Origin of the sequence: Legionella oakridgensis ATCC 33761 = DSM 21215 (genome assembly GCF_000512355.1) — a bacterium.
GTDB lineage: Bacteria > Pseudomonadota > Gammaproteobacteria > Legionellales > Legionellaceae > Legionella_A > Legionella_A oakridgensis.
Window position 1 is genome coordinate 1349542 of sequence record NZ_CP004006.1, and the last position, 12314, is coordinate 1361855.

The window sequence follows — 12314 nt, forward strand, 5'->3', positions numbered from 1 at the left end:
ATAGAGACAAAGGTATGCCTTATTTAGTGGATGCGTTTCATACAATGGAAAAAAATTTCTTTAGTATGGTGAGCCTTGAGCAGGTTGATTATGGTAATTTAATTGCTTTCGCTACAGGCATACAAGCGCCAGGTCTAAATCCAGCCATTGTGCAACAGATAGATGCAGAATTTGCAGAGAATTTACTGTCATGCCGTGATTTCTATGCTGAAAAACAGTTACCTTGGGCATTAATATTACCTGAATATTATTATAATAAAGACGTTGAAAGCATGTTGTCCCGATATCATTTTGTGTTAAATGGAGACAATGGCATGGCAATGGCCATCATGCTGGAGGACATTCAATTTCCTTCACAAGAAACGCCATTAGAAATTAAAGAAATACAAGGAAATTTGGAAGAATGGTCCATACCGTTGATTTATGGATTTGAATCAACGCCAGAAATAACAAGTCCTTATGCAATCAGACACCAAGAGGCAGTTGCGTTAGGAAAAAAGCTTTATCATTTCTCCGGTTTTTTGGGTAAGGAAGTGGTTTGTTCCTTATCCTTATCATTGTGTGGCAATAAAGCACGTATTGATGACCTTGCAACGATGCCGTTTCATCAGCGTGCGGGTTATGCCAGCGCGCTTGTTTTTGCCGCCTTAAAACGGGCAAAAGAATTGAATGCACGATATTGCTTTCTAGAAGCATCTGGTATGGGGTTTCATTTATATAAAAAAATTGGATTCCACACATTGTTTACAAACTATTGTTACGAATATGTGACGTATTAATGCAACGGTTACAAAACCATGCCATTCACCTGATTGTCCCATAATTGCCGGAAGTAACCATTTTTCTTGTTCATCAGTTGATTAAAACTGCCTTCTTCAACAATGTGTCCTTCTTCCATCACCACAATGCGATCCATATGACGAATGGTGGATAAACGATGGGCAATGGCGATAACGGTGGTCTTATTTTCTTCCAGTATTAAGTTCAGCGATTGTTGAATTTGTTGTTCTGTGGCGGTATCAAGACTGGAGGTTGCTTCATCAAGAATGATAATAGGGGCATGTTTTAAAATGGCACGAGCAATGGCAATACGCTGTCTTTGGCCACCGGACAGCTTTATGCCGCGTTCCCCTACCAAGGTATGATAGCCATCGGGTAAAGAGTCAATGTATTCATCGATATTGGCCATTTTGGCGGCTTTTTTAATGTCTTGTAAAGAGGCTGTTTCTTTGGCATAGCCAATGTTTTCCGCAATGGAGCGATGAAAAAGCATGATGTCTTGCGGAATGAGTGAAATTTGTTTTCTTAATGAATCTGAGGTGATGGCATCAATATCCTGGCCGTCGATTAAAATGTTGCCTGAGGATGGCTGGAAATTTTTAAGCAATAAGGAAATAAGTGTGGACTTTCCAGCACCAGAATGACCAATAAGTCCGATTTTTTCACCTGCTCTGATGGTCAAATTTAAATCGGTGAATATCGGTTTTCCGCCTTCATAGGCAAAAAATAGGTTTTTAAATTCAATAGCTCCTTGAATTTCATGAAGATCTATGGCGTCGGGGCGATCAATGACTGTATGTGGTGTAGTTAATACTGAAAAAGAGGATTTGAAATCGCCTATGTCTTTCATAAATTTACACATTGCGGAAATAAATCCCCATAGTTCAAAAGAAATGGCAATGGCAGTTAGCATGACAAAAACGAAATCTCCAGTTGAAATAGAAGCGTTTGTACGTAAATGAATCATGAATAAAAAAACAGAAATCAGCATGATCCAATACAAGATGCTGCCGACAAAATTAAAAACAAAATCATAACGATACATGCTGATTTGACGTGGTACGTAGTCTTTTGACATGAAAGAGTCAGCACGTTTAAGCTCGATTTTACGAGTTGCAAAATAAAATAAAGAAAAGATATTAGTAATGTTGTCGGATAATAATCCAATAACATGGTGTTTGCTTTCAGCAACCTCATTAGATAACTGATTTAATCGCAAAGCCATGGGATAAAGAACGGAGACCACAAGAATACACCAGGCTAGCATAAAAAGAAAAACCGTCGTATTGATTAACCATAAGACCAAAATAGAGAGAATGACCACACAAAAATTCTTGCCAATGATGTGGTGAATGTTGTCAAACACACTGTCATATCCATCAAGAATACCTTTTAGTTTGCTAATGACAGTGCCACTTTGATTATTTTGAAAATAAGTATAGGAATGGTATTGAATGTAATCATACGTTTTTAATAATAAGCGGCGTCGCGCGAACGGTTCCGCTTTCCACTCAGCAATGTTGCTTACTCGCCATGACAAGTCCAAAACAATCTGGGCAGTAATGAATAAAACAATAGGGTAAATTAAATGATGATAATCAATGATTGACTCCATGGAAAAAGCGTCAATCAGCAATTTCAATGAATAGTTATTTGCAAATACATAGAGTGCGGTGACTAATGGAGCTTGAAGCATCAACACGTACCACCAACGATAGGGTTTAATGATGGTCCATAAAAATCCCCAAATAGTTAATGATTGCGGAGCATGGTGATTATTAGCCATCGTATTTCTCCAGAATAATGGTTCGATGTATTCCTAAGTTGTTTAAAAACGCTTGATCATGGGAAACCACGACCAACGCCCCTTCATAGCGACGTAACATTTGTTCAATGGCCTCAATACTTCGTATATCCAAATGGTTCGTCGGTTCATCTAGAATCATTAATTGCGGTGGTATTTTGGATAAAAGACGGATAGCTAGGCCTGCACGTAAGCGCTCGCCACCACTAAGATGACAAACGGTTTTTTCAGCATCTTTATTTCTAAAATTAAAGGAAGCCAGAGCGGCATAAGCTTCTTGAATTTGCATGTCAGGATTGCATATTTGTAAATTCTCAACCAGAGAAAGATTAGATTTAAGAAAATGCACTTGTTGATCCAAATAACACACTGGTGAAACGCCAAGATGAATCTCTCCCTGATAATCTTTGAGATGACCCAAGATCAATTGAATTAATGTTGTTTTTCCTGTGCCATTGTTGCCTGCTATTGCCACACGCTCAGGACCCGTGATGAGTAAATGAAAATCACAAAATAAGTCAGGTTGCCCGGGAAAGGCATAATTTAGCGCATTAATACGAAGCACTATTTTACCATTAGGCACTTGCGTTGCTTCAAGGTTGACCCGAATGGGTTCTTTAACTTCAATTTGGGAACGGACCATCGCCATGTTTGCTTTTGCCTGTTGCAGCATTTTATCGGCTTGCGTGGCATGTCGGGATTGTGTTCGTTCGCTTCGGCCTCGCATGGAATTTGCCATTAATTTATCAATTTTGCCTTGATGCTTTAATGTTTTTCCTTGTTTTCGGCGTTGCTCGAGTTTTTCTAGGGAACGTTGAATGCTGCATTGTGTTGTATGAATTTGATGTTTGGCTTCTTGTAATTGTTGCTCTAAAGCGCCCTGATGAATTTGTTTTTGTTGCTGATAAAACGAATAATTGCCCCCATAATGATTGACGCTAATTGGGGTTATTTCAATAATTTCATCCATGGTGTCAAGCAAATGACGATCGTGACCTACAATTAAAAACCCTTGTTTGGCCTGTTTTATCCAGACAGACAGTTTTTTTCGTGACAACCTGTCCAGGTTGTTAGTAGGTTCATCCAATAAAATAAAATCTGCATTCGTAAGCATGACACGAGCCAATAAGCATTTGGTTGTTTCTCCACCGCTTAAACTTAAGACAGGACGTGCTAAATCCAACTCATCTAAACCAATAGTGGCGAATGCCTGGGCTACTTTGGCATGAATGTCCCAGTTGTCTGCAAGGAGAAGCAAGTCTTTTTCAGAGATTTGGCCCTGCTGAATGCGATGGAGGGCTTGCAGTTTATCTGCAATGCCTAACAGCTCAGATATCTGTTCTTTGGGGTGAGCCGGTTTATATTGCTGAGGACAATAGGCAATGCGTCCAGTACTTTTTACGGTACCATGTTGTGGTAGCATGCATTGGGCAATTAATTTTAATAAGGTTGTTTTTCCTGTTCCATTATCGCCGACAATACCATATCGTCTTTGCTTAAAAGCAAATGACACGTCTTGAAATCCAACGCTGGTACCAGGGATGGAATAAGACAAATGATTAAGAAAAATCTGAGGTAAATCACGCATGAATAATCTCCGCTTTTTATGCCAAAACAAAAAAATGGAAAATTATTTGCGCATTGGAGGAATACCTGTTGAAAATAATAGATTGCTAGCATACACGAGATAGAATGATGATGTCAATTTTTGCCCAACAGGCAGATTGGAGCAAGAAGCGGATGCATGGCTCTTCACGTCATCCCGAGCGTAGCGAGGGATCTCCCTGCGATGGCATAACTTTTAAAGTAGTGATAGATACAAATCGTTCCATGCAGGATTCAATGCATTAATCAGAGCATGCTTCTTTTTTTGTGACCATCCCTTAATTTGTTTTTCTCGTTCAATGTGCGAGTTTTTGTCATGTAGGAGAAAAATCCATGGAGAATCGTTGACTCCTTCATCATGTCTCGTTAGTATGTAAAAAAAATTCACCAGGGGTGCTCTGAAATTAATCAGGGCTGAGAAACACCCTTATAACCTGCACTGGATAATGCCTGCGGAGGGAGAGTGATGATATCCACACTCAAATTGTGTTTGGTAACACATATTCATGGTTGTTCATTTTCAAGTTATCTTAAGCTTATTCAGCAAGCAGTAAGCGGTGGGGTAACCTCCATACAATTACGCGACAAAAATAGTTCTTCCTCTGATTTATACCACCGGGCTCGCATTCTTAAATCGATTTTACAACCTTTATCGGTACCTCTCATCGTCAATGATTCCGTTAAGTTGGCGTATGACGTTGATGCGGAGGGTGTCCATTTGGGGCAGAGTGATGCTTCTCCCATCTTTGCGCGCGAGTATTTAGGACCAAAGAAGCTCATTGGATTATCCGTAGAGTCATTTTCAGACTTGGATTATGCCAATACATTGGATTGCCTTGATTATATTGCTGCCAGCGCAGTCTTCCCAAGCCTAACTAAAACGGATTGTAAAACCGTCTGGCACTTGGAAGGTTTAAAAACATTGGTAAATGCTTCAAGGCATCCAGTGGTTGCAATAGGGGGAATTAATACGTCTAACTTGCAATCTGTTCTTGAGCAAGGTGCCTATGGGGTAGCCGTGGTAAGTGCTGTCCATCAGGCAAGAGATTATCAACAAGCGGCAAGCGCATTAAGGAGAGTTATTGATGAACATCATGAGCCAAGATAAGGCAATTATTGCCCAAATCAGAGCACAAAATCCCTTGATTTTGAATTTGACAAACTATGTCTCCATTGAATTAGTCGCCAATGGTTTATTGTGTATCGGCGCTGCACCAGTAATGAGCTTTGCGGAAGAAGAGCTTGAATCTTTATTGCAATGTTCCAAGGCAGTTGTGATTAATATTGGAACATTAAATACGGACTTTATTTCTTTAGCTCACCAAGCATGCAAACTTGCCAATCAGTTTTCCGTCCCAATTATTCTTGACCCGGTGGGTGCAGGGGCGAGCTCTCTTCGTACCAATGCTTGCTGGCAGTTGCTGGATTCTAATGCCATTGCAGTGATTCGTGGGAATGCCAGTGAAATCATGGCATTGGTCGACTCAAACGTCAGAACGAATGGTGTGGACAGTTCCAGGGCTGCCATAGAAGCCATTGCAGCAGCGCAACGGCTTGCCTCATTAAGCCAGGCCGTGATTGCAATCAGTGGGGAAACGGATGTGATTGTTAGTCAGACGCAGTCAATTTGCATTCATGGTGGCTCGGAAATCATGCCATATGTGACCGGTACAGGCTGCTTGTTTACCGCGATTATTGCAGCTTTTTGTGCAGTTCATAACGATTATTATATGGCGGCACAAGCGGCTACACGATTTTATGGTGCTTGTGGCCGGTTGGCTGCTGATAAAGCGCAAGGCCCTGGTTCTTTTAAAATGCATTTTCTGGATGCGTTGTATCAATATTCTCAAGGAAACAGTAATGAATAAAAAAAATCATCCTTGTGTACTGACCATTGCCGGAACTGATCCTTCGGGTGGTGCTGGAATCCAGGCAGATATTAAAGCGATTTCAGCAACCGGTAGCTATGCGGCTTCTGTCATTACTGCGCTTGTTGCGCAAAATACCCAAGGCGTGCAGGCCATTTTAGACGTGCCGGCTTCTTTTATTCGGCAGCAACTTGATTCAGTTTGTCAGGATTTGAATATTATTAGTGTGAAAATTGGCATGTTATACAACATAGACGTCATTGATGTGGTCACTCAGTCTCTCCAGGTTTACAAACCCAAGCATGTGGTACTCGATCCGGTGATGGTGGCAAAAAATGGCTCGCCGCTGCTTAAAATAGAAACTCTTGCTTATCTTAAAGACAGACTTTTTCCAAACGTTCATCTACTTACTCCAAACTTGTTTGAGGCAGAAAAGATATTGAATGCTGCGATTACAACCAGGGAGGACATGGCTGATGCTGCAAAAACAATGGCAGAAGCATATGGCGTTAATGTCTTACTTAAGGGAGGTCATTTAAATTCTTTACAAGCTTCTGATGTGCTTTATTCCATCAAAACACGAACCATGACATGGTTTCATGCCAAACGCATTGTTACTAAAAATACGCATGGAACTGGCTGCAGTTTATCCGCTGCCATCGCTTCCTTCCTAGCTCAGGAAGAGCCGTTGGAAACGGCGATTGGATTTGCAAAACACTATCTTGCTAATGCGCTTGCATCGGGAAGTCATAGGCATATTGGTCATGGCCATGGCCCAATTGATCATTTTTATTTTTTGGAAGATTTACGTGCCCATCTTGCAACACATGCTGCGTGTCGCTGAAGCGAACGTACAAAAAATATATACTCATCCATTTAATCGCCATTTATATCGTGGCACATTGTCCCCGCTAGCTTTTAGACATTTTGTTATGCAAGATCAAATCTATCTTCATCATTTTGCTAAAACCTTAATGGTTATTACCAAGCGTTTACCTCATAAAGAGCAACAATATAAATTTGAACGGCTGGCGACTAGAATGATACGTACAGAGCAAACGTTGTTGCAAAAATACTTAAAACCCTCTCCTTATCTATTTTTTCTGCCCATTCAACCAGAAGAGAGTCGCCGGTCATCAAAGCGTATCGTATGCATCTTCTTGACGGGGCGACACATGCATCCATTGCCACGGCCATCGCAGGCTGTATCCCTTGCTTTTGGATTTATTGCAGATTAGGCGAGCAAATGCCCGGAGCATTCTTGCCTGACAACCATCCCTATAAAGACTGGGTCCAAACGTACTCAAGTCCATCATTCAGAATGGCTACCCAATACGTTGTGGAAGTATTTAACGAGTATGCTCAATATGAACAACAACAAGCTATTGATGCCATGACGACTGGATTTTGTCGTTCTGTTGCCCATGAACGTCATTTTTTAGATGAAGCCTATGAGGTTTCTTGTGCACACGCCGCTCATTATTCTGAACCATTGAATTCATGTCCATAGCCGAATAGTACCTAAATGTTAAAAAATCATTGCTAATTCCAAAATTGTACTAACCTTAATGGTTGAACACTCATGAATAATAATGGAGGTTATTGATGGTGGCATTCGGAGCGCAACACTTATCTGCAACATTCAGGGAACCGGTTCAAATTAAACATATCATTATGATGGGAGACAGTCTTTCTGACAGAGGAACCTTAAATAAGACTTTCTTGTTTGGGTGTATTCCCATGCGGTACCTAAGCGGTCTGAATAAGCATTCGCCAGACGGACGATTTACGAATGGTTTGGTATGGAGTGATCATGTGACAGCAAGCATTGCGAGTGATTTTACGATAAAACGATTACAAAAAAATGGCAATTGGATGATAAGGATATTGCTGATGCCGTCATTGCTCGCGACAAACGTATTTTGCGAGCAGTTTATGACAGTTACTCCCTCGATGATGACCGATTTGTGAATTATCGCGGCAAGGTATGGGTAAGAAGTTACTGTGAAGGCGGGCTTATGTCTCATGACTACAGTTGGACACTGAGTTCAAGCATTCCCCGTTTTTTCAGCCGCATTATATTATCGGCGTTGACGGACATGCGAAAAAAGATATTACAATATGATGACAAACATCATATTTCCCACCAACAAAAAGCAGAAACGCTCGTGATTGAATGGTCGGGAGCCAATGATTTGGTTACTGTGAATGCCAAACCTTCTTTTGAAGAAGTGGATAAAGCGATGGCAGCAAGAATTCAAAATGCTAAAAAGCTTATGGCTGCAGGTTATCGGCATTTTATTTTATTTAATCTTCCTGACTTATCGCTAACCCCTCGCTTTCAGGCAAAATCTGAAAAAGAACGTGAAGAAGCCAGGCAATGTTCTTTGTATTTCAACACACAATTACAGAATGCTTGTGAGCAATTGAATCGTGATTATCCGCATTGTATCGTGAATGTTTTTGATGTAAATACTGAATTCTTAAACATCTATCAAAATCCAGCACGCTATTATTTTGACCCGGAAAAACGAGCGATTGCTTATACAGACTCTGAAGATTTTGATGACCCATCCGATGGTTCTTCTCCTGCCAGAGGATACCTGTTTTATGATGACTTGCATCCTTCAGCGGACATGCACGCCTTATTAGCGTCTCATTTTTATTCGCGCTTATCGACACAGTATGAACTCCTGGAGCCCGATCGAGTATTAAAATCCAAAAGAGCATGTTCTGAAGAAGCGTTGCTTGCCTCGTTTCGCAAGCAGTATAAAACGTCTCTTGATAAGGACAAGCAAGGATTTTTTTATGCTTTTCAGCATCCCAGAATTGATTATAAACAGGCTTCTTTAGAGGAGATATTGCGTCATGCTCTTCAGGAGGGTGGGACAAGAACGCGTCATGTATTAAAGGAGCTTGGCTGGCTAAGCAAAAAAGGGGAGTTGATGCTGGATGTTCCTGTCTTACAACAGGCGATGGCTAATATTTCTGGGAGTGCACCATTGACAATCATCAAAAGTGGCTAAGGCATTTTGTTTTATGTATTTATCCGTTAATTTATTAATAAATAAAATAATTATCTGTATGTTCTATAATTATTCAATAGATTGATTTTTATTGGATAGAAACATGCTTGGTGATTTGACGGTTAGACGGGATAGTGAGTTTTTTATCTCAATTGCCAAGCAAGGGATACATAGTTTTATCATGCTTGGGGTGGTTGGTGCGGATGGTTCACCGCAATTATTGGCCAGGGTTGGGAAGACAAATGACATTGACCCTGATTTTGCAAGTCAAGCCACGATGACGAGAAAAGCAATTCTTAGTCAAACGATGGCAAGGCTTGCCGATGAAGGCATTACTCGTCGCGATGATCATGTGGCAGATGTTAATTATAAAGCGTATGCTATTACTTACAACCAATTTAAACAGTTTCTGGAATTAATTGGGGACATTGAGAGAAGGCAGCTTGCTAATCCGGCTATCCGGGACGCTGTAAGGGATGAAAGAATACAGTGTTATATACCCATTGAAAGTGGGGTGGAGGCAGATAGTATCACTTTAAAATATCAAACGCTCGAGGGTGCAGGATATCATCGAGAATCTTCTGCTGATTCGGCTATTGTGACTGGTGCACAAAGCCTGCATGTCAGCAATACTTGCCGAACGACGTCGCTTAATATTCTTGAATCGATTTTAGGCTTTAAAACCAAGGTATCTCGCCATTTTTTTATTGATCCGGATTATAAAAGTACATTGCGTGCAGGTCAGCCTGATAAGGATAGTTTTTATATCCTGCCTCCTCCTCCCAATACGTGCCATGGTGTATCTACTCAACAACAATACGTGTTAGAAAAATTATACGCAAGGCTGGAAAAGATCCCTAAAATAAAACCAGAAGATACCAAAACTCGTGAAAAGTTTGATAAATTAAAAGAGCTTTATACCCAGCTGGCAGGAAAAAACCAGTTGTCTGCCAGCGAGCTTTTGGTAAAAATCAACGACCATGAAGCAACAAATAAAACGGTTTTACATGAAAAACGAGATCCAGGCGTTTTTAGCAGACTCTTTTCAACGTCTACCGAAAAAATGTATAAAGAAATGCGTAAGCATTTAGAGGGTGAAGAGAAAAAAGAAGAAGATGGACTGTCCCCAAAATAATCATCAGGTTATCCTAACTTAGGCGCCATGGGATGCTATGGAGCTACTTTCTAGAGTACAATCAAGCATCTCGCTGCGAGCAATGGTTATTTTTGCTTTTAACTCATGTTGGCTGGGCGTTGGTGGATGGCGTTCTGGAAAGATTTTTGATAACAACCTAAGATTTGATTCTCCTGTCATTTTACCGGTTAGATGTTCCTCGAGTGCGGTTCTTGCGGTGGGCTCCATTTTATCTTTGATGTAATCCGTTAATTGTTTTGCAATTAAGGGTAAAATGGCATTTAATTGCTTGGTGGTTAGTTTTTCGAAAAATTTTAAAACATCACTATTTGATGTGGCATGGATACTTGCAAATGGCACCGTAGTGAAAAATACCCTGCATTTGTCTGCAGATAAAAATTGCATTAAATTACCAACGGCCTCAAAACTTAAAGGGGAATCTTTAAGTCGATCCCTAAATGTGGCTAATATGGATTGAAATACTTGGTTTCGTTGCCCATTAGTAAATAGTTTTCCCATGATGAGATTGGCGTCTTCTATATTGTTAATGAGCGCTGTGATATGGGGCATATTAAGGGCGTCTTTGATTTTATCCGATGGAAGAAAGCGAAGAATGTCTCCCAATTGGTTGGCATTGGTAACAAGCCTTGGAAGTAAAGGAGTAAGATCATCATAAGCAGCTGCCCTGGAACGTTCTGACATGTGGTATAAAATGGTAGCTAGCTCTTCTGCGCTTGTTGCATACTTAATATCGGCAAAAGGATTAGCGCTTGTAATGGTGCGACAAGGTGTTTCATGATAGGTTTCTGTTTCGTCAAGATAGTGTACAAGTTCTGGATGAGTCATGACGTTTTCTTTCATAAAATGAGCCATGCTTACATAGAACGCGGTGTATTGTCTTGCAGGAATATTACCTTTCAGAGATTCCAGCGATTTTAGAATATTATCTATCAAGGCTTGTTTTTGGTGGTGGTTAGCTGTTTCACAAGAGTATTGATTAATTAATTGATAAATATCCTGGCGAATATTATCTAAAACAGGAGCAATTTTTTCATTATCATGAAAAAAATATTGCAGGATATTTTCAAATTCAACGATAAATTCTCGTAATGCTTTCCCTTCAGTCGAGCGATTTTCTGTAATTTTACCACATAACGTATCTTTTCCGGGAAAGTCAGAGCTGCGGTTCAGAGCGTACAGCGCCTGGCCAGCTTTGACCATCTCATCCATGGTAAGTGTTGCTCGGGATTTAGACACTTCTCTAAATAAGGCTTGTTTATAACGTAAAGACAATTGTGTACGACCAGCAACACTAACATGAAATTTTTGTTGCAATATTTTGGGTGTATAAAACATGCGATCGAGTGTTTCATCGTATTCTAAAGCATGAGTAGTCAGTCCCATTTTAGTGCAATAATCAAACACATGATTTTCTGCTTTGCGGGAGAATTCAAGATGATGAGTTTTAGGTACCGTATAAATAAAATGCTGACAATCGGTACTAAAAAGAGGCGCCATCTGCCTAAAATATGTATTGTGAAGCGGGTTTACTTCTTTATCATAAGTCCCCAATATAACTTCTGCATGGCGCAGGTTTTTGCATCCTCGCAGATCGCGATTTTTATAAAATTCAGAAGAAGGCTTTAAAGCATAAGCTTTAGTGTTTCCTGGCACAGGGTCTGCGGCGATAAGCGAGATGGGTATATTAAGATCATCTAAATGACGGGCTGTAGCAAAGGTGGTTACCGCCCCACGGCTGAATCCTTGCAAATGAATATCGTCAATGGCCACACGATCAAGGTCTGCTTCGGCTCCTTTAATGATAATGGAACTGCCAAACTGTCTTTTTAGTGTTTCAAGTGAAAGTTCTCCACTTTCCGTGAAACAGGTGCGCAGTTTACTGGCAACAACATCAAGATCAGGAGCAATATAACCTATACCAGGGGAACCGCCACCTATTTTACTATCCTGGCAGCCATTAAAATAAATTCGAATGACGTTTTCACCAAAAGGCTTTCGTTCATGAAAATTGCTTATATTATCTGCAGTATCTCCCGTCCCTGCAAACGAAAAAAAGACTTTTCTAGGCATTATAT

At 40.4% G+C, this 12314-nt stretch carries 11 protein-coding genes and 1 riboswitch; of the genes, 8 read left to right on the forward strand and 3 right to left on the reverse strand.

What is annotated here, in order from left to right:
- The first annotated feature begins 14 nt into the window (after positions 1-14).
- Positions 15-779, forward strand: a complete 765-nt coding sequence (locus LOA_RS06595) for a GNAT family N-acetyltransferase (RefSeq protein WP_025385644.1) — start codon at positions 15-17, stop codon at positions 777-779.
- Between the two features lie 8 nt (positions 780-787).
- Here LOA_RS06595 and LOA_RS06600 read toward each other — a convergent pair whose 3' ends face one another.
- Positions 788-2566: an ABC transporter ATP-binding protein gene (locus tag LOA_RS06600; RefSeq protein ID WP_051398963.1), complete on the reverse strand. Its 1779-nt coding sequence runs from the start codon at positions 2564-2566 to the stop codon at positions 788-790.
- A complete protein-coding gene (gene abc-f / locus LOA_RS06605; protein WP_025385646.1) occupies positions 2559-4172 on the reverse strand; it encodes a ribosomal protection-like ABC-F family protein in 1614 nt (537 codons plus the stop codon). Before abc-f ends, LOA_RS06600 begins: the two co-directional genes overlap by 8 nt.
- 396 nt (positions 4173-4568) lie before the next feature.
- A riboswitch (TPP riboswitch) is annotated at positions 4569-4668 on the forward strand.
- Between abc-f and thiE the strand changes: the two genes are divergently transcribed.
- The 7 genes from thiE (at position 4656) to LOA_RS06640 (ending at position 10218) form a co-directional block, all read left to right on the forward strand.
- The gene (gene thiE / locus LOA_RS06610) at positions 4656-5297 is read left to right on the forward strand and encodes a thiamine phosphate synthase (protein WP_025385647.1); all 642 of its coding nucleotides are present in this window, start codon (positions 4656-4658) and stop codon (positions 5295-5297) included. (Overlaps the previous riboswitch by 13 nt.)
- On the forward strand, positions 5275-6057 hold the full coding sequence (gene thiM, locus LOA_RS06615; RefSeq protein ID WP_081724966.1) for a hydroxyethylthiazole kinase: 783 nt from the start codon (positions 5275-5277) through the stop codon (positions 6055-6057). The genes thiE and thiM overlap by 23 nt, the downstream gene beginning before the upstream one ends.
- The gene (gene thiD, locus LOA_RS06620) at positions 6050-6901 is read left to right on the forward strand and encodes a bifunctional hydroxymethylpyrimidine kinase/phosphomethylpyrimidine kinase (protein WP_025385649.1); all 852 of its coding nucleotides are present in this window, start codon (positions 6050-6052) and stop codon (positions 6899-6901) included. Before thiM ends, thiD begins: the two co-directional genes overlap by 8 nt.
- A complete protein-coding gene (locus tag LOA_RS15815; protein ID WP_158423030.1) occupies positions 6867-7295 on the forward strand; it encodes a thiaminase II/PqqC family protein in 429 nt (142 codons plus the stop codon). The genes thiD and LOA_RS15815 overlap by 35 nt, the downstream gene beginning before the upstream one ends.
- Positions 7208-7567, forward strand: a complete 360-nt coding sequence (locus tag LOA_RS15820; RefSeq protein WP_081726636.1) for a thiaminase II/PqqC family protein — start codon at positions 7208-7210, stop codon at positions 7565-7567. The genes LOA_RS15815 and LOA_RS15820 overlap by 88 nt, the downstream gene beginning before the upstream one ends.
- Positions 7568-7928: 361 nt before the next feature.
- Complete coding sequence (locus LOA_RS06635; RefSeq protein WP_148294879.1) at positions 7929-9083, forward strand: SGNH/GDSL hydrolase family protein; 1155 nt, start codon at positions 7929-7931, stop codon at positions 9081-9083.
- Between the two features lie 103 nt (positions 9084-9186).
- Positions 9187-10218, forward strand: coding sequence for a hypothetical protein (locus tag LOA_RS06640; RefSeq protein ID WP_025385652.1), 1032 nt, complete (start codon positions 9187-9189; stop codon positions 10216-10218).
- Positions 10219-10236: 18 nt separating this feature from the next.
- Here LOA_RS06640 and LOA_RS06645 read toward each other — a convergent pair whose 3' ends face one another.
- Positions 10237-12309 carry an alpha/beta hydrolase family protein gene (locus LOA_RS06645; protein WP_025385653.1) on the reverse strand — a complete coding sequence of 691 codons (2073 nt, stop codon included), beginning with the start codon at positions 12307-12309 and terminating at the stop codon, positions 10237-10239.
- Positions 12310-12314: the final 5 nt, after the last annotated feature.